The organism is Desertivirga brevis (assembly GCF_017355835.1).
Window position 1 is genome coordinate 302378 of record NZ_JAFEWF010000008.1, and the last position, 23065, is coordinate 325442.

Sequence of the window (23065 nt, forward strand, 5' to 3'; positions counted from 1 at the left end):
CATTGTCAATAAGTACTTTTGGAGCTGGTAGACGTTCCTGTATTCTTACATCTGGTATTTCAAAATGAATAAATTATTCAGATTACTTTTTACCTATTTTATTAAAGGATTATTAGTAGTAGTTCCTTTTGCTGCTGCTATATTTTTGATTTACTGGGCTGTTTCATCAATTGATAACTCTCTTAATTTAAGTTCTCTATGGATTGATCCTGAGACCGGTAAGCCAATCTATATCCCTGGTCTGGGAATTCTTACTGTAGTTGTAATTATTCTATTTGCAGGTATTGTTGTTACCAATTTGGTAACCGATCCGATAAAAGTGTGGCTTAACAGGTGGTTGCAAAAGCTGCCGTTGTTTAACTTTCTGTATACCTCGATTAAAGATTTAACAGAAGCCTTTGTAGGGGATGAGAAGAAGTTTAACGAACCAGTGTTGGTAGAGCTGAATGAAAGCGGTTTGAAACAGATCGGCTTTGTTACAAGTAAGGATTTAACAAAAATAAATCTTCCGGGAGAGGTAGCTGTATACTTCCCTTTTTCGTATTCTTTTGCAGGCCAACTGTATATCGTTCATTCAAGCAAGGTAAAACATCTGAACATGTCGGCCAGCGAGGCTATGAAGTTCGTTGTTTCAGGGGGAGTAAGCGGTATTGATTAGTAGATTACTCTTCGTCTTTTAATACAGGTGCTGTAGCAAATTCATATCCCATCCAAAGATACGCTACAAGGATAAGTACAATTAACATTTCTATTATCATGTTCATCTGTTTTATATAGGTTAAACGAATCTGAAATTGGGAAAGTTGCTAGAATATTAAGTTTTAGTAAAATTTCAGCGAAAAGTTCGACATATTGCAAGAATATTAGTTATAACCAGCCTTAATTATAAGTTTAATTCTCATTTCAACTTATTCCATAATGGGTTTGAAACCTGCTGAGGAGGTAATAGAACACCTAGTCCCGTCTTTTCTACAGATTATACTTTTTATAAGATAATCAGACGTATTCAATCATCACTAAACCTAGGATACATAGCACGATAGTCTATGAACCGAATTTCGCGCGGCCCGGCGAGATAGAAGATGTTGGAACTTAATAAAAGATAGTGCTTTAATAAACGGGATGATTTTCATATTTTTCCCTCTTATTTTGTTCCTTCGAACAAAGAGTTTAAATATTGATGAGGATTTTGAGCATTTACTTTTAATTTGAGGTAATTGCTATAGTATGATGATCTGAGGGGCAGATCTATTTTTCAGGCTAAGAAGTATCTGAGCGATGCTTTGCTGCAAATTGATTTGAATATTTTGAAAGATTTTATATTGAAGGCATTTTACCTTTTTGTTTCGCATTGTATTCCTAAACTTAACGGTACCTTTTACACTTTGTTGTGTAGTTTGCTAGTTTTTTTCTCTTTCAGTTCTAATGCCCAAACTCTTGAGGTAGGAGATTTTGACAAAGGGACAGGAGTTTTTGTGAATGGGGGCCAGATCTCTGTTCCTATTAAGGTTACGGGATGTTTCGCCATCGGAAATGTGTTTGAGCTTGTTATCTCTGGCTCTGATGGAACCTTTGGAGCAGGTAAAGAAAAAGTGATAGGTTCAGTGGCGAGCCATTTTACTACCTACATTAATGGCTCAATGTTAGCAACTGCCGGCTCTAACTACAAATTAAAAGTTCGGTCCACATCGCCGGCAAAGGAAGCTAACGTAGCAGGAGGTGCATCATTTAGCGTTATAGGAGGTGCCCCTGCAACTATCGATATTGATTGTATTGATAAAACATCAGGAACTACTCCAGCCTTCGGATTTTGCGATTATCGCACCAATGCCAGCTTACTTTTAATTAATTCCAGTAGTGGAACCAATGTTACGGGAAAGGTTTATGATAGTGATCTTAATAAAGTAAGCGATATTAACTTTACTAATGGTCAATTTAATTTGCCTGTTGGCAAGGGCTACTTTACAGCTGTTTTTACGGCTACAAATCCGGCAAACGGCTCTACATCAGTCAAAAGCTATTTAATCCTAAACTGTAGAAGGAACTTTGCAGTAAACCTCATACCAGCTGACGAGTGTAAAAGAGAGCCGTATAAATTAGTGTTTACGAAGGAAGGGGATCAGTCGGTATTAGAGAATTACCCCGGTTATATCTACAGGGTGAACTGGGGCGATGACACTATTGAGCAATATACCATTTGCGATTTTGCTTCAGATGGTATTATTCCTCACGTTTATGCCGAAAATACATCCTCCTGTGGAAAGGACTTTTGGGTTGACGGGCAAAAGTTTGCAAATAGTTACAAGGTAGAGATCCTTGGAACAAGCCCTTATTGTGAACCGACTCCAACTGTAAAAGCGGCGAAAGTAAGTAAACCTCCCATAGTTAATTTTAAAGTACCTCAAAGCGGTCTTTGTGTTGGCAATGAGCTTACTTTCGATAATTTAAGCGAGCCTGGCGAAAATCCTGATGGCGGGACGAATTGTGATGCTCCGACGATCTATTACTGGTATGTAGATGGTAGTTCAGAAGCAGCCGAAATTGATATTAGCAAAAACCGGGTAGTAAAACCCTTTAAATACACATTCTTAACTCCAGGAAAGCATGAAATTCTATTAGTAGGGACTACCGGAGCTTGTACTGCGCAAAGAAAATATGAATTTTGTGTGTCTGCTAAACCTCAGCCTGAATTCAATATCATTACTAATAATTATTGTGCTGGTGCTAGTGTTAAACTTGAAAGTACAACACCTCTTGCTGGTGTTTGTATCCCTGTTTCATATCAGTGGGAAGTACTGAACAACAATTCTCTTGAATCGCCTGCTGATCCAACCGCTTATAGTTTTGTTGGATCTCCCACTAACGCCAATTCCGAAATAAGATTTAATAAGCCCGGTTCTTATAAAATAAGGTTAAGCGTTGGCAACCTTGAGAACTGCGGGATGATCAAAACTGTAAAAGTTCTTACCATTTCGTCCTCCCTTAATGAGCTAGGTGTTAGTTTCAAAAAAGGCGAGGATCTTGTACTTTGTAAACCATCTCTAATTGATCCTACAGAAATAGAGTTGGAAATTACCGGGTTTTCAAACACTCCTACTTATAAATGGGAGTTGCTTAATGAAGATGGTACTGTAATTTCTAACCCATCAAACATTTATGAATTTCCTCAGGGTGATAATATTCTCCTTCCAGCAATTAATATCAAAAAGGCTGGCAAATACCTGTTGCGGGTTACTCACGGAAACGAATGTGCTAATCCGGGACAGATTGCAACGAAAAAAATAGAAGTAGGAGACGGATTTACTGTAACTGCAGTTATAGACCCTGCTGAAGGATTAGGAAGTAACAATGCGGAAATATGTGGCTTCGATTTAGCTAACCCGGTTCCAAGATCTATAAAATTAATAGGGCGCCCTGTGCTACCTGGACAGATAGGGAATTGGCTATGCGTAGAAGCTCCTGGTGGTGCAACAAGTGCTGTTTCGGCTGCAATTAGCAATTCAAGTTCGGCAACTTGTACTGTGAATGGTTTGAAGGCTGTAGGCCCGGGACCTGCTGTTTATAAGTTCCGTTGGGGAGTAGCTTTCTCTAATAAGATCGAGTGTCAGGAGGCCGCGTATATAACAATAACTATATATCCGGCACCGAAAAAAGGAATAATAAGTAAGGGCCCTGGTATACCGTGTGCAGGGGAGGTTGTTACGTTGACATTAGACGGATATAACGGTGTCATCAAACACTGGAAATTCAAAGAAGACGGAGCCTCTGCCTGGAATACAATTGATAATACCTCCAATACCCTTACTACTCCAGTTAATAAAAATACGCAGTTTGTAGCTGTGGTTGTTGGAGGTGGAACTACTTGTGGAGACATTCCATATGAATCTGATCCATTTACGGTTACTGTTACCCCTTTGCCTCAACCAGTTGTTTTAAAAGTCAAAAATAATGGTCCGTCCAACATTTGTGAGGGAGACAACCTGCAGCTGGAGTTGACAGGATATGATTCAAACGCAACTTACTTTTGGAGAAAAAGGGAGAGTGGCGAAGATTGGTCTGCCGAACAAACTTTGTCCTCCTCAGTTCTGGATCTCATCGGCCTCACGAAAAATACAGATGTACAAATCAGAGCAATTGAAAATTCCTGTGAAACGCTATCTAATATATTAACTATTTCAGTTCGGAAAAAGCCAGAGTTAAAGATTGCCACCACAGAGTTCTATTTATGTAACAATTCGCAAACTCAAGAAGTTCCACTACTAGTTGTGCGTCAACCTGGTGCTATTACAATGTTTAACCTTAGTTCTGATCCAGCATACAGTGGTAATTCTAACATTAATGGGTTAAAAACTACTGCCACTATACCTGCATTTAACACCTTAGCCAATGGTTCCAAAGTACCGCAAATCATTAAAGTAACGGTAACTCCGATGTACGATTATGGAAATGGTATCATTTGCACCGGACTACCTGTGGAGGTTAAATATTTTGTACTGCCTACAATTGGCATTTCTGGCAATCCAGTACCTAGCACGGTGTGTAACGGTGAGAAAATAAATGCATTCTCTCCTGCAACAGATGCAGGATCTCTCCCTGCAGGCGCATCTATCACTTATCTTAGGGTTGTGGATCCTTCAAGCAAAGGCACCGACTTAACTTCGGGAACTGATCCTCAAATTCCACTTATATCTACCGTAAATACTGGAAGCTCTAACTTAACTACCAAATTTACTATTACTCCCATTTATAATTATGGAGATGCTACTTGTTATGGTACCCCTATAGATTATACGATAGTTGTTAAACCTGGTACTGCTCCTAACGCCGGAGTCAACCAAAATTTCTGTACTCCTCCAGTTAATTTCAGGTTAAATGCCAATGCAGCTCCCTATGGTTTTAAAGGCGAATGGTCGGTAACTCCTGCGCTTAATGGGTTTTTTGACCGAACTGATCCCAAGGCCTTTGTAAGCGGTCTAGCTCCGGGCACCTCTTATACCTTCCGTTGGACATTTACTAGCGATGACAATAGCTGTCCTCCCATCTTTTCTGAGATCAAGGTGAATATTTTGCCTGCCTTAGTGGCCGACTTCCAATTTGAGAATGATAAGAGCAAGGGATGTAACCCTCTTGAGGTAAAACTAATTAACAAGTCGACAGTGGTGGATGGGATAATTTACAAGTGGGAATTAGACGGGCAGTTCTATAGCAATGCTAAAGATATCACTATCCCAGCTAGCAAGCTTAACCAAAGCCAACCGTTCGAGGATGCAATTCATAAGATTAAGCTGATTGTAACTGATGGATTTAATTGCAGTACCTCAGACAAAAGCCAGGACATAATAGTTTACGCAAAACCAAAGGCTGTTTTTGTGCCAGATAAGCTTTATGGTTGTGCCACACTTCCTGTAACGTTTAAAAATGAATCGAAAGTTTCCGCATATATCCCTACCGATTATGCAATGACCGTTATGCTTGGAAGCACAATTGTAGAAGAAAAGAAGGCACAGGATTTTAAAGATATTGAGACATATATATTTGACGTCACGCAAACGAAAAAGTTTACTGTAAAGCTAAAGGTTAGTAATGCCTGTGGCGAAGATGAGACGAGTTTTGATATTACCGTTTATCCGAGAACAGTAACAGCGATACTGGAAGCTGACAATCAAATCGGATGTGCTCCTTTTACTGTTAAGTTTTCTAACAATAAGAGTTTCAATGGTAAAAGTTATGAATGGGACTTTAATGATGGGACCGATATAGAGTACACAGTAGCAACAGAAATTAATAAACCTCACACATTTTTAGATGCTGGTACTTATCACGTTAAGTTGAAGGTGAAGGATGATTGCTCGACAGATGAAAGGGAGTTAGTGATAGTTGTGAATGAATCGCCTAAAGCCTCTTTCCAATTGAAGAAGAATATTTATTGCGTGGGTGAGAAATTGGAGTTTGTGAAATCAAACCAGCTAGGGGTGGCATACAGTTGGGACTTCTACGGTAATGGCATGTACATAAGCAGTCCAAACCCAGATTTCTCTTATGCTAATCCGGGTACTTATACTATTACATTAAAAGCAGAAAGATCCTCTCCATTTATGCAGATCTGTTCTGATGTTTATAGCCAACAGGTAATAATTACTTCACTGCCGGTTGCTTCATTTGTAACCACAGCGGGAAGTATTAATTGTAAGCCTTATACGTTAACAGTTCAATCAACTTCCCCTAATGCCCGTGCCGTTGAATGGGATTTTGGAGACCCTGGTGATCTATCTAATATAACCACTGGAAATACCTCTGAGCATATTTATACACAAGCGGGAACTTATACTGTGAAGATGACAGCTTACAATAGTGAGGGCTGTATTTCTACCGACATAAAGCAAGTGCAAGTGACTGCTGGTCCGAATGTGGATTTTTCTTCTTCTACAGAGACAATTTGTGGACCCTCTGCAACTCTAAGTTTTACCGATAAAACGACTTCTACTGAAGCGGGGCCGTTAAAGTATTTTTGGACAAGGAACGATACAGAGTTTTTAGGTAATACTAAAGATATATCTGGCAAGCTGTTCAGCTATACTGGCTCTAGTTACCCTCACGCCGATAAAGTTCAATTAACAGTTACTAATCTTCTCACCGGCTGTTCAGAAACAGCAACTAAATACATTACTTATAAGCCGCTGCCTGTGGCTGACTTCCAATTAATTTCAGATGCAACCGGCTGTGCGCCCCTTGCAATAAAGGTTAATAATAAATCAAAGAACGCTGATGCGTATGAATGGATCCTGGATGGAGTGGTTGTAGCTACCGGGGCTGATCCTCAACTTCCAGTCTTGCAACAACCAAACAAGGTTTACAAACTGAAGTTGCGCGTGTTGAATGTGGATTGCGGGAATGCTATGAGCTCCGAAATTACCATCTCAACATACCCTAAACCTTCAGCAGCCTTCACCCTCGAGAATGATCTAGGTTGTAATGGCTCCCTTCGATTAAAGGTAACCTCTAACACTACTTCGGGGGCTAGCTCTTACATATGGGAATATGATGAGGGGCCTGCTCAAACGGGATTAATTCCTCAGGAAAGAGCATTTGGAACTGGTGACCATTGGGTTCGACTAATTGCCGATAACGGTGTCTGTAAGGATACCTTGCAAAAGAATTTCAAAGTGATCGATCTGCAGATCCCTGTAATTAAACCATCTGTTGATGCCGGCTGCGGTAGTGTTACCGTTAAGTTTACTTCAACAGCTCCAAATGACGTTAACTATGAGTGGGACTTCGGCATACTTGGACAGTCTTCCTTAAAGGAGCCTGTGAAAGTGTTTAATTATCAGGATGGAAATAAACCTTACCCTGTAACACTGACTATTAGGTACGGTACCTGTGTTCAACAGTCGGCTACCAGATACATTAATGTTTCCGGACCTCCAGTGGCCGACTTTGATGTTTCTCCAGACACCGTAATTAAGGCACCTAAATTTACTTTTGATTTTATCAACAGAAGTAGTGCCGATGCCAATAGATATACCTGGGCTTTCGGAGATGGAAAGATCTCCTACGAGAAAAATCCTACGCATAAGTTCCCTGCTATCGGAAAATATCAGGTGAAACTCACTGTTCGTAATGAGAATGGCTGTGATTCAACAATGATTAAATATGTTCGTGTTGACACTATCCCTTGTTATATGCAGGTTCCTAATGCCTTCGAGCCGGGTAGTCTTCACCCTGAACTGCAAACTTTCAGACCGAAAGCGCTGGGACTTACGAGCTATTCTATTCGAGTCTTTAATCGATGGGGAGAGTTGCTGTGGCAATCAAATAAATTAGACGACTCTGGTTCTCCGGTAGAAGGATGGGATGGCACGATCAACGGTTCACCTGCACCACAGGGAGTCTATGTATGGGAAATTTCCGGCAGCTTTGTCGATGGGACAGAATGGAAAGGAATGAGCTATAGTGGGTCTAAAGGACGGAAAATCCGAAATGGAAGTGTAACTTTGATCAGATAAGGATGAAAAGGGGTTTACTAGTAGTTTTTCTTATTCTAATAAAGTTGAGTGTTTTTGCGCAGGATCCTATTTATTCTCAATTTTACAACGCGCCTAATTATCTAAACCCTTCCCTCAATGGTCAATTTGCCGGAAGTCTGAGGGTCAACTTTATTCACCGTTCGCAATGGACCAGCATTTACGGTCCGCTGAATTATTCTTCATTTTCAGTCGATTATAATGTCCCAAAATTCGGCGGAGGAGTTGGCTTGTTAGCCACACGGAGTAGTGAGGGAACTACCTATCTTAAAAGAAATACCTTGGCGGGAATTTATTCTTACAGTGTTGATTGGGATAATGCGGTACTTTCTTTTGGTGTTCAGGCTGGTTTAGGTAATTTAAAATTCGACTACAATAAAGCGGTGTTTTATGATCAGCTGAACGAAAATGGCCCTATCGCAAGCCCCACGAAGGCCGGTCTGCCTTCTCAAAACAATCGATTTTATTTTGATTCCGGAGCAGGTGTGAACCTGGTTTTCTTTAATGCCATGATTGGCGGTTCTGTACAACATATCAATAAGCCTAACGAGTCTTTTTCAGGAGCAAGATCTGTATTAGATATGCGGATTAACGGGCATGCAAGCTACCGCTTTCCTTTAGATTATAATGACGACGTTAATGGCCCCGCACTGATCCCCTCGGTAGTATATTATCGCCAATATGGTCGTAATTCAATTAGCACTGGCCTCCAGTATAAAACCAGGAGAGTAAATCTGGGGGCTTGGTACAGGGGTGAAAGTAAACAGAGGGATGCTTTTGTGTTTTCCATCAGTTTGGATATTTTCGATCGTTCAGATTCCTACGATAAAATAAGAGTTGGTGTGAGTCACGATGCTACTGCATCGAAACTCAAATACGGGGAAACAGGCGGTAGTACAGAAGGTGCAGTTACCTGGGAAACAACATTTCCTAATAGCGACGCTGGGGAACGCTACAATTATGGAAAACGCTGTTATGATTTTTACTAGCTTAACTTATCTTCTTTAATTTTAAAGTTTTCTTACCAGGTAAGAAAATCGCCAAGTTCTCATTCTCTGCTCATCGGAGATTTTTTTCCAACTTCAATCGGTAAGGAATTGTACAATCTTTGCTTTGCTGCAATGTCTGTTTTTGCTCTTTTTGTATGGATTTGGTACAATATGGTCATTAAGGCTCTTCGTCCGTTATTCGTCGGTTAGCCGTCGGTTGTTCGTCCGAGGGCCGTCCTTCTCATATAGCGTTTCTTTTAATGATAATATCTGCAAGTCTTCTCCCGATATAAAATCTTTTACCAGTCTTTCGGTATGAAGAATTATAGCGAGGTAGTAGCCTATTGTTCGAAGTTTTTATTTTTCAGATAAACAATCAAAGTAATTGCGCTATTTAGTTTTAATCACATGATTTAATTCTAATGGCACATATCGTTCAAAATAATCCATTGATAATTCCGGCAGCAGGAGGGAAATTGATTGAAGAACATTTCGGCAGGATCTCTACTCAGGAAGAGGGAATAAGTATAGCACGGATGGAAGCTCCCCCGGGATGGTCAGAACCTTTTCAGACACCTGAATTTGACGAATGGACTTTGGTTTCCAAAGGGAAGAAACAAATAGAAGTAGATGGCGAAACTATTGTATTACTTGCGGGAAAAAGCATTTTGGTGAAAAAAGGATCTAGGGTGAGATATAGTAATCCCTTTGATGAGGAGTGTGAATACTGGAGCGTTTGTGTGCCGGCATTTTCTATTGATACCGTAAACAGGGAGGAGGACTGATTTTCATGGGGAAAGTTAATATAGAGGAAGAAAATGTAAGCCAAGCTGATCTGGAGACCTTAGGAGTAAATCAGGAAGCAGCCTTGGAACTTTTTAGTCGTGTTGCTAATGGTTTGTTGAAACATAAAGTGATGGGCAAGGAGGAGCTAATTCAACATCTGAATAAATTGGTTCGAGATCCTGAAGCTTATCTAAGGCAAAAACATGGGAAGTTTAAGAATCTTGCAGAGAAGGTGATCGGTCTGCAAAAGGAAGGAGTAATGCCACGTTTTGAAAAACCTGCTCCGGAGATGCCGGAGAATTTAAGAGAGTTTCCGGTTTTTGGAAGGGAGCATATCGAACCCGGGGCTTTCGCTCAAATGAATACGGCCATCAATCTGCCTGTTTCTGTTGCTGGTGCCCTCATGCCCGACGCTCATCAAGGATATGGTTTACCAATAGGAGGGGTCCTTGCCACGGAAGCAAATACTATTATTCCGTATGCCGTAGGTGTTGATATTGCTTGCCGCATGTGTTTAAGTATTTTCGATTTACCGGCGTACACCGTCGATAGCGAGAAAGATAAATTGAAAAAGATGCTCGAAGAGCATACTGTGTTTGGAATGGGAGGGACAGTAAAAAAGCATTTCGATACGAGCCTGTTCGACCGGAAGGAGTGGAAGGCTACCGCTCTTATCCGTTCCCTGCGAGACAAAGCATATTCCCAGTTAGGCACCTCTGGTACCGGAAATCATTTCGTAGAATGGGGCGAATTGAATATTCCAGAAGGAGAATTGGAAGGGGTGCCTGAAGGCCGCTACCTTGCATTGCTATCTCATTCCGGTTCACGAGGGTTTGGCGGAAATATAGCCAATCACTATTCCTCCATAGCAATGAAAAAAATGAAGTTGCCTAATGAGGCGAAGCATCTAGCCTGGTTGGATCTGGATTCTGAAGAGGGGCAGGAGTACTGGATAGCAATGAATCTGGCCGGCGATTATGCTTCTGCCAATCACCACGAAATTCATAATAAGATCGCCCGTGCACTTGGCCTTGATCCTGCTCTTCGTATAGAAAATCATCACAATTTTGCCTGGAAGGAACAACTGGCAGACGGAACGGAGGTTATGGTGCACCGCAAAGGCGCGACGCCAGCAGGCAAAGGAGTTTTGGGTATTATTCCCGGCTCTATGAGTACTCCGGGATTTGTGGTACGAGGCAAAGGAAATGAAAACTCCATTAACTCTGCATCCCACGGGGCGGGTCGTTTAATGAGCAGAAATGTGGCTTTCAAAACCTTGAAAAGGGATCTGGTAGAAGCTGAACTTAAAAATAAGAACATCACATTAATAGGGTCTGACCTTGATGAAGCTCCTATGGTCTATAAAAATATACACGATGTAATGGCTGCCCAGGAAGATCTCGTTGAAGTACTTGCAGAGTTTCAGCCACGCATCGTTAAAATGGCTAATCCTAAAGAACGTCCCGAAGACTAGCTGCACTTGAATGAAGATATCCAACGAGTTTTATCAGAGGGAGAATGTGGTATTAATTGCCGCTGAGCTATTAGGAAAGCACCTTTATACCAATATTGACGGCCAATTAACAGCAGGTATTATCGTAGAAACAGAAGCCTATAAAGGTCCTGAAGATTTAGGTTCACACGCTTATAACCACCGGCGTACTTCACGAAACGAAATGATGTACGCTGCTGGTGGGGTAGCCTATATGTATATCTGCTACGGGATCCACGACATGCTTAATATTGTTACAGGAGCCGAAAATAGTTCTCATGCAGTTCTTATCAGGGCGTTAGAACCAAGTGAGGGAGTCGATATTATGCGCCATAGGAGAAAGATCTATAATGATGATACTAAGTTATGCAAGGGGCCGGGTGCATTGGCAAAGGCTATGGGTTTGAATAAAACTCATAATGGGATCTCCCTTCAGGGAGATGAGGTGTGGTTGGAAGATAAGTTGATTCATGTTGATAAGGAGAATGTTGTAGCAGCCCCCAGGATAGGTTTAAATATTTCAGAACCCTATAAAAGTATTCCCTGGAGATTCTATATTGGTGGAAACAGGTTTATTAGTCGCAATTGAAACTATCTTTTTATTGAACTGTTTTCACCAAAAACATAATAACTATGGAAACTGCCCGTCATGAAAATATAGAAAAGTTCAGGGACATGGTCGATAATCTTGATATCGCTATCCTATCTACTTATAACGGCACTGAGATTAAGTCAAGGCCAATGGCCACAACTGAAGTCGATAACGAAGGTAATATCTGGTTTTTTACTGACGAATACTCCGGGAAGGTGGATGATGTAGAGTCAGAGCACAAAGTATCTATCAGTTATTCTGATTCTACTACTAGTACCTATGTTGTTGTTAATGGAAGCGCTACTGTTGTCACAGACCGGGCTAAAATGGAAAAGCTATTCAACTCTACTGTAAAAGCTTTTTTCCCTAAAGGAGTTGTTGATCCCCGTCTCGCTCTTCTTAAGATCAAGCCTTACGATATAGAATATTGGACTAATCATCATGACGAAGGTATGCTTCGGTTTATGGGGATATTAGGGTCTTCACCGGTGGCAGATGACGAGCTGCACCATGGTGAACATGGGAAAATAAATTTATAAAAGTATTTTTAATAGAGAGGTTGCTTTCGATTTGGATATCCAAAGGCGACCTCTTTCTTTTTGCTTAATGAAAGCTCACTTATTTATCATTCTCTTTTTATTCCTTATATCTTGTAATAAAAGTCCCTCTCAAAAACGATTACAGGTAATGACAGGAACTTTAGAAAAGGTAGAAGACTTCAACTATCCTTCGGGATCATCCCTTACTTTTTATAAGGATAGCCTTTACTTAATGGGGGATGATGCAAGGGAACTTCTTGTCCTGGACACTGCCTTTCAAGTATTCAAAAGCGTTCTTATGTTTTCCGGAAACAACGAGCGACAAAGGAAGTCCTTTAAGGCTGATATAGAAGCAAGCGACTTCCTTGAATCCAGGAATAGAAAAGAACTTTTTCTTATTGGTTCGGGTAGTGTTTCTCCCTACCGTGATACTTTATTCACCCTCGACCTTAATAGCAGGAAGGTCGAAAGGGCCAGTTTGGCCCCTCTGTATACTGAGATCACAAAAAAAGGAGTTACTGAAATAAACATCGAAGGCGCCGCTTTTGTAAAAGATCATTTATTTCTGGCAAACAGAAGCAATCTAAGCCAGAAACAAAATTATTTGATACAGTTGGAAAGTAAGCTACCTCTGACCTCCCAAAGGAATATTAAGGTAATTCCATTGATACTTGCTGATAGCACCTTAGGAGTTTCTGGTCTTGATTACTATCGAAAAAAAGATATGCTTTTCATTACACTTTCCTCTGAAGCCACAACAAGCGCTTTTGCTGATGGCGAAATAGGAAACGGGGCTCTTGCAATTATTACTAATATGTCTAAAAAAGCAGGTGAAAATTCTTTAAGCATTGATGGTTTTTTACCGTTTACAGCTATAGATGCGATTTTCAAGAATATAAAAGTGGAATCTGTGGCAGTAGGAGGAAGAGAAAAGGGAGATTATATTATCTACCTTGTAGCTGATAATGATAATGGACGAAGTATTCTGTATAAGGTAAGATTAAAGATTTAGTAGAGGCCGTCATGGAAATCATGACAGCCGTTTGTTAATTATTTTCTTCTTCTATTTTCTGAAGCTCTGATTCATTAACTACATGAGCAGAATCCTCTCCTTCAAACATTAACTTAACTTCAGAAGATCCTATTTCCTGATCTTCCTGAACAACGGCTTCCCGGCCGTCATTTGTTTTAACTCGGTCTCCAAATTTGAAATTTGCCATAGATTCATTTTTATCTAGGAACAGCATACCTTCCTAATAGGTTTGTTTAATTATGAAAGAGTTTGGTATATCGTCAAAACAAGAAAAGCCGCCTTTAGGGCAGCTTTTCTAATCGAATTGGTTTTGAAAACAATTAATGTGCAGTTCTTATATTTCTATCCACATGGTGATCGTGTGCATGTTGTGATTGAGTGACAGTAAATATACCGGCACCAATTTCAAGAATACCCATGATTAGGTGTGGTAGATATACTTGTTCATCAAAGTTAAGTAACCATGGAGATGCTGCCAGGAAAATACCTGCAATTACGTCCATAGTTAAGTGAGCAGACATTGATAGAACTTTCTTACCTCCACCTTCGTAGTCGGTTAAGAAAGACATCACAAGGATCATCGCACCGACAATTACTGCCGACCATTTTGCGGCTTCTACATCCGCAAATCCTAAAATCCAGGGTGCTGCGATAAGAATAATTCCAGCCATATAATCTAATACTGCGTGGGCTTTTCTGCTAATGAATCTCATAGTTTTATAGTTTTGGTTTCTGCTATAGATGAATCAATTAGGGTGCCAGTATCGCAATTTATGGTCTATTTTGCACAAGTTGGGTGTATGGTTGTACCATGTAAAAGCCAGTTTGTAAGGCAAAAGCTACAATTACGTTTATAAGACTGTCCTTATTGAATAAATCCTGGCCGCAATAAGAACAAGATGCAAGGTTTCGGATTGCTCCTGTCATACCAACTTCAATTTCGACTACCCGAACTCTTAATTTATCTTGTATTGCTTAAAATTGTATCTCTAACAGGTTTTATGTCAGATCTTATTAAAACACCTCTGGGAAGGTTTAGATTAGTTGCGTTTTTGGAGGGTTTATCATACCTGCTCCTCGGGTTCACAATGGTGTTAAAATACCAATACGCCATGCCCTTGCCAAATCGTATTGTGGGAATGGCTCACGGAGTACTGTTTGTAGCTTATGTTTTTTTACTTATTCAAGTTTCGCTCGAGTATCAGTGGAAATTTAAGAAGGTAATTCTTGCATTTTTGGCTTCCCTGATTCCCTTTGGTACTTTCTACGCAGAGAAGAAGATTTATTGATTTTCTTAAACCTATTTGCTAAAATTCCTCTTCTACTATAAATAATTAGCAATGGGTGCAGAATTAGGTACACAAGTCGACATAGCAAATAAGCTCGATATTACTGAGCTTGTTAACCGTCTTTTTATACTTAAAGACTACCGTGATTGGGAAAGGTTGAAAAACCAGGTATTTACGGAAAAAGTATGGTTTGATATGGTTTCAGCCGGAGGGGAAGATCCAGGGGAGAAATCTGCTTCAGAAATATGCGAGCTGTGGGATAAGACGTTTCAGGGAGTGGATGGGGTGCATCATCAGGCTGGTCATTATTTAATAGATATACAGGGAGAGGAGGCGACAGTGTTTGCCTATGTGGTAGCTACGCATTTCAAGGAAACTGCAACAAAGGGGAAGGTGAGGGTGTTTACAGGTAGCTATAATATTGGCTTGATATCTACTGATGATGGTTGGCGAGTTAATTCCTTCAAGTATAATTTGAAATTCATCGACGGAAATATTTTGCTGGAATAAAACACCCAGGCTGTGGCCCGGGTGTTATTAGTAAAGCAATGTATATTGGAATTTAAACACTTTAAGTTGTGGCAATGCTATTTTCTGCTTGAATAAATTGAATTAAATCACCATTCAGTGTTTCTTTATCTGTGAAGTATAAACCGTGCGGAGCCCCTTCATACACTATGTATTCTGATTGAGCGATCAATTCGGCTGCCTGGTCGCTTGTTGCCTTAATTGGCACAGTTTCATCTGCGTCGCCGTGTATTAATAATGTAGGAACATTGATATAACGCATTTCATTTCTGAAATCCGTTTCACCAAAAGCGTGCGCACAATCAATAGTGGCTTTTAAAGAGGCCTGAGATGCAATCAAAAAATCACGATCTAGAACTCCTTGACTTACGGGATGGCTAAGTAAACTGAATCCATAAAATTGCTTAGCGAAATTAACCAAAAATCCAGCCCTGTCTTCTTGTAGCGACTCAGAGATTTCGGTGAGTTTATCCTCTGGAACTCCATCAGGGTTGTCTTCAGTTTGTTTCATATATGGAGCTATGGAACTGATAAGGATCACCTTTGATACTCTTTTTCCAGCGTGGCGACTAAAATACCTCACTATCTCGCCCCCGCCCATAGAGAAACCAACAAGTGTTACATTTTGTAGATCCAGCTGATCCAACAAAGCTTTTAGGTCGTCGGCCAGAGTGTTATAGTCATAGCCTTCCCAGGGTTTATCTGATTTTCCGAATCCACGTCGGTCATATGCTATACATCGAAAGCCGTAGTTTGGTAAAACACTTGTTTGATACTCCCACATTTGATGGTCTAAAGGCCATCCATGTACAAACACAACAGGTGCCCCCGTTCCCCATTCCTCGTAAAAAAGGTTAACGGCAGTACCATCTGCGTTTTGTGATTTGATGAATTTCATAGTATTTGTTTTGATTTAAAACATGTAACATTAACCCCTTACTACTAAATAAAGTTTTGAACTACAGCATTGGCAAAACGTTTCTTTTGAAAAAACTGCAATAGCAACGTTTGCTTGATTACATTATAATAATCCAATTTATTGAAAGTATTTAAAATATTAGGAAACTTATAAAGGCTATTTGTTATATTTGTATTCCCAAAGCAAGGGGTTCCCCCTACATTCTACCTATGCTCCGAGCCTAAAAGGGCTGGGGGCATTTTCTTTAAAACAGCAATACCCAATTGAGCTATTCTATGATTATTCAGTAATATTATGAAGCGTATGGAATAGGCACTGCTAATGCTGGGAAATTTGTACCTATACATTAAAATTGATACGTGGATTCCCTTTTATTCGGTGCGAGCTAAATCTGATGAAGTGTTTCAAGAGGAAGGGACTAAAGCTTTAAAGGTTTATATTTGCGTTATGAATCACCTTATAGCACCTTCAGTACTGGCAGCAGATTTTGGAAATCTTCAGCGGGATATAGAAATGGTTAATTCGAGTAAAGCTGATTGGTTCCATGTTGATATCATGGACGGAGTTTTTGTTCCTAATATTTCTTTCGGTTTTCCTGTTATTGCCGCTTTGCAGAAGCATGCATCCAAACCTCTTGATGTTCACCTTATGATTGTGGACCCAGATAGGTATCTGGAGCAGTTTAAAAATGCTGGTGCTGCAACTATTACGGTTCATTATGAGGCCTGTACTCATTTGCATCGTACCATTCATGCTATTAAAGATCTGGGCTGTATTGCAGGTGTTGCCTTAAATCCGCACACTCCGGTTTCGGTTCTGGAAGACATTATCACTGATGTGAATATGGTATTATTGATGTCGGTGAATCCTGGTTTTGGAGGACAAAAGTTTATTGAAAATACTTATAAAAAGATTCGTTCTTTGAGAGCTCTTGCTGCCGGCCGTAATGATGATCTTCTGATCGAAATTGACGGGGGAGTAAATAGTAATAATGCAGGAGCTTTGCTTAATGCCGGGGCGAATGTTCTGGTTGCAGGAAATTTTGTGTTTAGTGCTGCAGACCCTGTAGAAGTAATTAAGGATCTAAAAGAAGCTTCGAACCTCATTCAGGCCTAACATGAGACATTTGTTTGTCTTTGTTCTGTTAGCTCTTTCAGTTGCAAGCTTTGCTCAGAAGTCTGTGCGGGTGTTTGGAACTGTTAGATCCGAACAGGGACAAGCACTACCCTTGGCAGAGATTAAAGTTGCCAATTCAGAAGTTAAAATATCCAGTACTGATAGCGGAACTTATTCTTTAAGCACTTCCTATAAGCCCTTCATTATTTTGTATGTAAGTCGTGACGGCTTCCAAAGTGAAAGGGTGGAGATCAGGTCTGCAAAACGTTCAGAGATCAGACAGGATTTTGTTCTCCGGCAGAACTACCGCCAGCTTTCGCAAGTTGAAGTTCGAGCCAATACAAACAGAACGGGGAACTTGCGGAGAATTAATCCTACACAGGTTGGCAACATGCCTGTAGCCTCAGGTAATTTTGAATCTATACTTAAAACCCTTCCCGGAGTATCTGCCAATAATGAGCTTAGTTCGCAATACTCGGTTCGCGGAGGTAATTTTAATGAGAACCTTATTTATATCAATGATGTTGAGATTTTTCGCCCCCTGCTGGTTAGAAACGGCCAGCAGGAGGGACTCAGTTTTATAAACCCTGAATTAGTAAGTCAGGCACATTTCTCGGCAGGAGGTTTTGATGCGAGGTATGGAGAAAAACTGTCCTCTGTTCTGGATATTCGTTACAACCGCCCTGATAGTCAGCAAACAGTTCTTTCTGCAGGTCTTCTTGGTCTCTCAGCTACTTCGAAACTCGTTAGAAAAAGAAATTTCACCCTAATTGGTTTTCGAACTAAAACCAATCAGAGTATTCTAAAGACTCAGCCTGTCGTAGGAAGTTATCAACCGAGGTTTTACGATTTGCAGGCATTACACAGCAGCCGAATTAATTCAAAACTTGATGCCACACTCTTCGCCGATTATAATCTTAGTCGTTTTGAATTAATACCGGAAAGCCGAGAAACTACCTTCGGAACACTCAACGAACAGTATAAACTTAAAGTGGATTATGAGGGGGCAGAAAAGGATAGGTACGAGTCTATAATAGGCGCTGTAACCTTTGCTTACAGGCCAGTGTCCAAATTGCTGTTAAAATGGATCAACTCTGCGTTCATAATCTCCGAGAAGGAAACCTATGATATTGAGGGGAGGTATATTTTTGACCAGCCAGTAGATCCGGAAAGTACGTCTGGGTTTGAAAACGTAAGAGCTGGGAGGGGAGAAGGTATAGATTACAATTATGCTCGAAATTTTTTACAATCGAGGGTATATAGCAGTGAGTTGAGAGGGTATTATAAACAGGGGAGATCGGACTGGGAGGCTGGAGTTCGCTATCAGTATGATGTGATTACGGACGAGCTAAATGAGTATAATCTTACAGACTCCGCAGGTTATTCTTTACCCTATAATAGTCCTGATTTTTTGCTTACGGAAGCAGTCTTCTCGAATAACAAAACATACACTCGTCGTTATTCAGGCTTCCTGCAAAATACATATAGCTGGTCATCACGTCTACATTTGAACTTTGGCATCAGGGGGAATTTTAATTCGTACACGAAAGAGACATTAGTAAGTCCAAGAGTAAATTTCCTGTATAGCCCGACGAAAAAGCTAAGCCTGAAGTTTTCGGCCGGTTCTTATAATCAACCTCCATTTTACCGCGAATTAAGAGATTATAATGGAAATCTCAATAATCAAAGTAGAGCTCAGCGTTCTTTGCATTTCCTCACAGGAGCCGATTATAGCTTCGTTTCATTAGGCACGCCATTGAAGTTCAGTTCCGAAATATACTACAAGAAATTGAGCCATCTCATCCCTTACAAAGTAGAGAATCTAAGAATAAGGTATTTTGCAGGCCAGGAAGCAGTAGGATATGCAGCAGGAATTGATCTCAGCCTTAGTGGAGAATTTGTGCCAGGGCTGGAATCTTCCTTCAGGGTTTCTTTGATGAAGACGGAGGAAGATATTACCGGGGATTCCTTCAAGAAAAAGGATGCAGACGGCAATACCTCTGTTATTTATCCAGGTTATTTAAAAAGACCTACAGACCAGAGGATAAACTTCTCAGCGTTTTTTCAGGACCGGCTCTTTAATAGTCCAACCTATAAAGTTCACCTTACCATGCTTTATGGTTCTGCCTTACCAGTTGGGCCACCCAGGACGGAAAGGTATGCAGATACCTTTCGTATACCAGCCTACAGAAGGGTAGATATTGGCTTTTCGAAAAATATACTGGAGGGAAGTTCCGGTCGGAAGCTGGGTTTTGCGAAGAAGTACTTTGAAACTTTTCAGCTTTATGCAGAGGTGTTTAACCTCTTAAATATTAATAATACTGTTTCCTACTTCTGGATAAAGGACATTAATAACTACCAGTACGCAATCCCCAATTATTTAACCTCCCGTCAGGTTAATTTTAAGATAATTGCAAAAATTAAAAATAGGTAAATAAAAAGATATAATTCTTCTAAATTTGACCGCAAAATAAAACGTACTTAACGATGAAATTTAATTTTGGCGCAGGCCCTTGTATTCTACCACAGGAAGTGTTTAAACAGGCATCTCAGGCTGTTTTGAATTTTAACGATACCGGTTTGTCGATCCTTGAAATATCGCACAGGGCACCGGAGTTTGAAGCTGTTGTAGAAGAAGCTACCCGCCTTGTTAAAGAATTGCTTAACGTTCCGGATGGTTATTCTGTTCTTTTCCTTCAGGGTGGAGCAAGTTTACAATTTTCAATGGTTCCTGCTAACTTATTGGGTGAGGGTCAAACTGCTGCTTATCTTGATTCTGGTGCATGGTCAAGCAAGGCACTAAAAGAAGCTAAATTATACGGAAACGTAAATGTGGTTGCTTCGTCTAAGGAATCTAATTATACTTATATTCCTAAGAATTATGAAATTCCGGCTGATGCAGCTTATTTTCATATAACCAGTAACAACACTATTTTCGGAACAGAATTATTTGAGATCCCTAAGTCACCTGTTCCTTTAGTAAGTGATATGTCGTCTGATATTTTCAGTCGTGAATTCAATGTTGCAGATTTCGGTTTGATCTATGCTGGTGCTCAAAAAAATATGGGTCCTGCAGGAGTAACCCTGGTAATCATTAAAGATGAGTTGTTTGGAAAGTCAGGCAGAAAACTTCCATCTATGCTTGATTATAAAGTTCAGGCGGATAACAAATCTTTATATAACACGCCTCCGGTTTTTGCTATTTATACCTCATTGTTAAACTTAAGATGGTTGAAATCTAAAGGAGGTGTGGCTCAAATTGAAAAAGAGAACATCGCAAAAGCTACAGCTCTTTACGAGGAGATCGACAGAAATCCATTATTTAAAGGAACTTGTGCTGTTGAAGACCGTTCCCGCATGAACGTTTGTTTTGTAATGGAAAACCCTGAGCTTGAAAAGCCATTCCTGAAATTTGCTGAAGAGCGCGGTATGGTTGGTATTAAAGGTCACCGTAGTGTTGGTGGATTCAGAGCATCTATTTACAATGCACTGCCTATAACTTCAATCCATGCTTTAGTTGAAACTATGCAGGAGTTTGCAGAAAAACACGCTTAATCCTTTTTAAAATTCGTAATCACATAAATACTAAAATGGTAAGAATTCTTGCAAATGACGGTATTGATGCAGTTGGAAAGCAATTGCTTGAAGCTGCTGGCTTTACTGTTGATACACAAAATATTCCTCAGGATCAGTTAGCTGAAGCGTTGAAGAACTATGATGCTATCACTGTTCGTAGCGCTACTAAAGTTCGTAAAGACTTAATTGATGCAGTTCCAAATCTTAAACTTATCGGCCGTGGTGGTGTAGGTATGGACAATATTGATGTTGAATATGCGAAGAGCAAAGGTTTGGCAGTAGTAAACACTCCTGCAGCATCTTCTCCATCAGTAGCTGATTTGGTGTTTGCACATCTTTATTCTGGAATCCGTTTCCTTTATGATGCAAACCGTAAAATGCCTGTTGAAGGAAGTTCAAAGTTCAATGACCTTAAAAAAGCTTATGCTAAAGGTATTGAGCTAAAAGGTAAAAAGATCGGTATTATTGGTTTTGGCCGTATCGGTCGCGAAACTGCGAAGATCGCTTTAGGTCTTGGAATGGAAGTTTTAGCATATGACCTGTATGACGTTCCTGCTGAGTTAGAGTTAAATCTGGCTGGTGGTGTAAACGTTAAAGTTCCGGTTACTAAAGTAAGTTTAGATCAATTAATCAGCGAGTCTGATTTTATCAGCATACACACTCCATTTACTGACAAACCTATCCTTGGTAAAGAAGAGTTTGAAAAAGTGAAAAAAGGTGTTGGTGTTGTTAATTGTTCAAGAGGTGGAACTATTGATGAGTTAGCTTTGATCGATGCTTTGGATTCTGGTAAGGTTGCTTTTGCTGGATTAGATGTATTCGATAACGAACCTACTCCTCGTCAAGAGATCCTTTCTCATCCGAAAATCTCTTTAACTCCTCACATTGGTGCAGCAACCAACGAAGCTCAGGAGCGGATTGGAGTTGAACTAGCGAATCTGATCATCGATTTTTTTAAGAAATAAGTTGTTGTTTAACTCTTAATAATGAAGGTTGTTCGAAATAAACGAACAACCTTTTTTTATACACATCTAAAATATCTTGTAGTTGCACTGTTAAAATGCATATCTGATAGCACAGTAAGGCAACTCTTCCTTTACCAGATCTACCAGTGAATCTACCAGGTCTTTTTTTAAGTTTCGTTTATAACGGACATTTCTGCCACCTGTCTGGCTGTATTTTACCTCCTGTATTTCCGGCCTCCATAACACATCTTCCGCTTTAGGATGCCAATTGAGATTCACCTCGTGCAACTGCTGATTATGTGTTAGGAAGATTATTTCTGTTACCAGCTGTTTCTTTACTTTCTCATTCAATTTATCATTCATTTCATCGAATAGAACTTTCCAGTCGTTCAGCCAGCCATCGTAGTAAATAACAGGGGCAAAGTTCACATTCACCTCGTAACCGGCATCAGCGAAATCATTCATCACATCGATCCTTTCGCTTATAGGGGTTGTTCGCACATCTACCAGTTTAGACATTTTGTGAGGCATTAAACTAAAGCGAATACGCGTCTTTAGCTGAGGATCGTAACTGAGCATTTCCTTGTTGACAAACTTTGTAGCAAATGTAAGTTTACCATTAGGAATGTCTTTGAACAGATCAATCATATCCTTTACGTTGTCGCAAATTGCTGCATCTGCAGAGCAATCGCCATTCTCCCCAATCTCATAAACCCAATATTGAGGATCTATGTGATCTGCTTCCTGCTTAATCCCTTGCCTGCCTGCATGCCTCTTCAAATACCCTAATATTTGCTCGATGTTCACAAAAATAGAGATAGGGTTTGCGAATCCCTTTCTTCTGGGAACATAACAATAGGAGCATGACATGGTACAACCATTAGACTGGGAAGGACCAACCCAATGGGAGCTTCTGGTATTTGGTCTGGCACTCAAGGATTTTTTAATACCAAGAATAAGCACGTTCTTTTTATTTGAGATCCAGTCTTCCACTGAGCCTTCAAATCCAAAGAGCTCGGGTATCTTCCAATGCGACTCTACTTCTGTAAGTGTTGCCCCTGAGTATTTCTCTAAAATATCCAATCCTCGCTTATGCTTTCTAACATCTGGCTCAAGGTAGATTTCCTTTATATCGAGAAGATCATCGACGGTTTTATTATGCAACATATTCAAATGTTTTTTGAATAACTAGCCGTTATATAAATGGTTTGTGGAAA

18 protein-coding genes are annotated in these 23065 nt (G+C 40.1%); 14 read left to right on the forward strand and 4 right to left on the reverse strand.

The genetic code is table 11. The features are described 5' to 3' along the window. Positions 1-64: 64 nt before the first annotated feature. The 8 genes from J4N25_RS18920 (at position 65) to J4N25_RS18955 (ending at position 13434) form a co-directional block, all read left to right on the forward strand. Positions 65-658, forward strand: coding sequence for a DUF502 domain-containing protein (locus tag J4N25_RS18920; RefSeq protein ID WP_207423359.1), 594 nt, complete (start codon positions 65-67; stop codon positions 656-658). A gap of 739 nt (positions 659-1397) precedes the next feature. Beyond that, positions 1398-8006: a PKD domain-containing protein gene (locus tag J4N25_RS18925; RefSeq protein ID WP_207423360.1), complete on the forward strand. Its 6609-nt coding sequence runs from the start codon at positions 1398-1400 to the stop codon at positions 8004-8006. A 2-nt stretch (positions 8007-8008) separates the two neighbouring features. Next, positions 8009-9013, forward strand: coding sequence for a PorP/SprF family type IX secretion system membrane protein (locus tag J4N25_RS18930; protein ID WP_207423361.1), 1005 nt, complete (start codon positions 8009-8011; stop codon positions 9011-9013). A gap of 422 nt (positions 9014-9435) precedes the next feature. Beyond that, positions 9436-9798: a cupin domain-containing protein gene (locus J4N25_RS18935; protein ID WP_207423362.1), complete on the forward strand. Its 363-nt coding sequence runs from the start codon at positions 9436-9438 to the stop codon at positions 9796-9798. 5 nt (positions 9799-9803) lie between these two features. After that, a complete protein-coding gene (locus tag J4N25_RS18940) occupies positions 9804-11273 on the forward strand; it encodes an RtcB family protein (protein ID WP_242695947.1) in 1470 nt (489 codons plus the stop codon). Positions 11274-11283: 10 nt separating this feature from the next. After that, positions 11284-11880 (forward strand): DNA-3-methyladenine glycosylase, encoded by a 597-nt coding sequence (locus J4N25_RS18945; protein ID WP_207423363.1) that lies wholly within the window; start codon positions 11284-11286, stop codon positions 11878-11880. A 44-nt stretch (positions 11881-11924) separates the two neighbouring features. Continuing rightward, a complete protein-coding gene (locus J4N25_RS18950; RefSeq protein ID WP_207423364.1) occupies positions 11925-12422 on the forward strand; it encodes a pyridoxamine 5'-phosphate oxidase family protein in 498 nt (165 codons plus the stop codon). 148 nt (positions 12423-12570) lie between these two features. Continuing rightward, entirely contained in the window at positions 12571-13434 is an 864-nt protein-coding gene (locus J4N25_RS18955; protein WP_207423365.1) for a DUF6929 family protein, read from the forward strand. 34 nt (positions 13435-13468) lie between these two features. Here the strand turns inward: J4N25_RS18955 and J4N25_RS18960 are convergent, their stop codons facing one another. Further along, positions 13469-13642 carry a hypothetical protein gene (locus J4N25_RS18960; RefSeq protein ID WP_207423366.1) on the reverse strand — a complete coding sequence of 58 codons (174 nt, stop codon included), beginning with the start codon at positions 13640-13642 and terminating at the stop codon, positions 13469-13471. 133 nt (positions 13643-13775) lie between these two features. Next, positions 13776-14168 (reverse strand): SPW repeat protein, encoded by a 393-nt coding sequence (locus J4N25_RS18965; RefSeq protein WP_207423367.1) that lies wholly within the window; start codon positions 14166-14168, stop codon positions 13776-13778. A 288-nt stretch (positions 14169-14456) separates the two neighbouring features. Between J4N25_RS18965 and J4N25_RS18970 the strand changes: the two genes are divergently transcribed. Together J4N25_RS18970 and J4N25_RS18975 are read left to right on the forward strand one after the other, a co-directional pair. Then, a complete protein-coding gene (locus J4N25_RS18970) occupies positions 14457-14744 on the forward strand; it encodes a DUF3817 domain-containing protein (RefSeq protein ID WP_207423368.1) in 288 nt (95 codons plus the stop codon). A gap of 51 nt (positions 14745-14795) precedes the next feature. Beyond that, on the forward strand, positions 14796-15254 hold the full coding sequence (locus J4N25_RS18975) for a nuclear transport factor 2 family protein (RefSeq protein ID WP_207423369.1): 459 nt from the start codon (positions 14796-14798) through the stop codon (positions 15252-15254). 61 nt (positions 15255-15315) lie between these two features. On the opposite strand, the gene J4N25_RS18980 is transcribed toward J4N25_RS18975, so the two are convergent. Next, complete coding sequence (locus J4N25_RS18980; RefSeq protein WP_207423370.1) at positions 15316-16170, reverse strand: alpha/beta fold hydrolase; 855 nt, start codon at positions 16168-16170, stop codon at positions 15316-15318. 468 nt (positions 16171-16638) lie between these two features. On the opposite strand from J4N25_RS18980, the gene rpe reads away from it, so the two are divergent. From rpe to J4N25_RS19000, 4 genes are read left to right on the forward strand one after another with little or no spacing between them, the layout of a single operon-like run. Further along, complete coding sequence (rpe, locus tag J4N25_RS18985; RefSeq protein WP_207423371.1) at positions 16639-17307, forward strand: ribulose-phosphate 3-epimerase; 669 nt, start codon at positions 16639-16641, stop codon at positions 17305-17307. Between the two features lies 1 nt (position 17308). Continuing rightward, a complete protein-coding gene (locus tag J4N25_RS18990) occupies positions 17309-19741 on the forward strand; it encodes a TonB-dependent receptor (protein WP_207423372.1) in 2433 nt (810 codons plus the stop codon). A 53-nt stretch (positions 19742-19794) separates the two neighbouring features. Next, the gene (gene serC / locus J4N25_RS18995) at positions 19795-20862 is read left to right on the forward strand and encodes a 3-phosphoserine/phosphohydroxythreonine transaminase (RefSeq protein WP_207423373.1); all 1068 of its coding nucleotides are present in this window, start codon (positions 19795-19797) and stop codon (positions 20860-20862) included. A 35-nt stretch (positions 20863-20897) separates the two neighbouring features. Beyond that, positions 20898-21848: a D-2-hydroxyacid dehydrogenase gene (locus tag J4N25_RS19000; protein WP_207423374.1), complete on the forward strand. Its 951-nt coding sequence runs from the start codon at positions 20898-20900 to the stop codon at positions 21846-21848. 90 nt (positions 21849-21938) lie between these two features. Here the strand turns inward: J4N25_RS19000 and J4N25_RS19005 are convergent, their stop codons facing one another. After that, positions 21939-23015 (reverse strand): spore photoproduct lyase family protein, encoded by a 1077-nt coding sequence (locus J4N25_RS19005; protein WP_207423375.1) that lies wholly within the window; start codon positions 23013-23015, stop codon positions 21939-21941. Positions 23016-23065: the final 50 nt, after the last annotated feature.

Bases quoted from the DNA above. Each gene is read 5' to 3' on its own strand.
- J4N25_RS18955 (WP_207423365.1), top strand. From the start codon at position 12,571: ATGACAGGAACTTTAGAAAAGGTAGAAGACTTCAACTATCCTTCGGGA.
- J4N25_RS18980 (WP_207423370.1), bottom strand. From the start codon at position 16,170: ATGAAATTCATCAAATCACAAAACGCAGATGGTACTGCCGTTAACCTT.
- J4N25_RS18930 (WP_207423361.1), top strand. From the start codon at position 8,009: ATGAAAAGGGGTTTACTAGTAGTTTTTCTTATTCTAATAAAGTTGAGT.
- J4N25_RS18970 (WP_207423368.1), top strand. From the start codon at position 14,457: ATGTCAGATCTTATTAAAACACCTCTGGGAAGGTTTAGATTAGTTGCG.
- J4N25_RS18940 (WP_242695947.1), top strand. From the start codon at position 9,804: ATGGGGAAAGTTAATATAGAGGAAGAAAATGTAAGCCAAGCTGATCTG.
- J4N25_RS18935 (WP_207423362.1), top strand. From the start codon at position 9,436: ATGGCACATATCGTTCAAAATAATCCATTGATAATTCCGGCAGCAGGA.
- J4N25_RS18990 (WP_207423372.1), top strand. From the start codon at position 17,309: ATGAGACATTTGTTTGTCTTTGTTCTGTTAGCTCTTTCAGTTGCAAGC.
- J4N25_RS19005 (WP_207423375.1), bottom strand. From the start codon at position 23,015: ATGTTGCATAATAAAACCGTCGATGATCTTCTCGATATAAAGGAAATC.
- J4N25_RS18945 (WP_207423363.1), top strand. From the start codon at position 11,284: ATGAAGATATCCAACGAGTTTTATCAGAGGGAGAATGTGGTATTAATT.
- J4N25_RS19000 (WP_207423374.1), top strand. From the start codon at position 20,898: ATGGTAAGAATTCTTGCAAATGACGGTATTGATGCAGTTGGAAAGCAA.
- J4N25_RS18920 (WP_207423359.1), top strand. From the start codon at position 65: ATGAATAAATTATTCAGATTACTTTTTACCTATTTTATTAAAGGATTA.
- J4N25_RS18975 (WP_207423369.1), top strand. From the start codon at position 14,796: ATGGGTGCAGAATTAGGTACACAAGTCGACATAGCAAATAAGCTCGAT.
- J4N25_RS18965 (WP_207423367.1), bottom strand. From the start codon at position 14,168: ATGAGATTCATTAGCAGAAAAGCCCACGCAGTATTAGATTATATGGCT.
- rpe (WP_207423371.1), top strand. From the start codon at position 16,639: ATGAATCACCTTATAGCACCTTCAGTACTGGCAGCAGATTTTGGAAAT.
- J4N25_RS18950 (WP_207423364.1), top strand. From the start codon at position 11,925: ATGGAAACTGCCCGTCATGAAAATATAGAAAAGTTCAGGGACATGGTC.
- J4N25_RS18960 (WP_207423366.1), bottom strand. From the start codon at position 13,642: ATGGCAAATTTCAAATTTGGAGACCGAGTTAAAACAAATGACGGCCGG.
- serC (WP_207423373.1), top strand. From the start codon at position 19,795: ATGAAATTTAATTTTGGCGCAGGCCCTTGTATTCTACCACAGGAAGTG.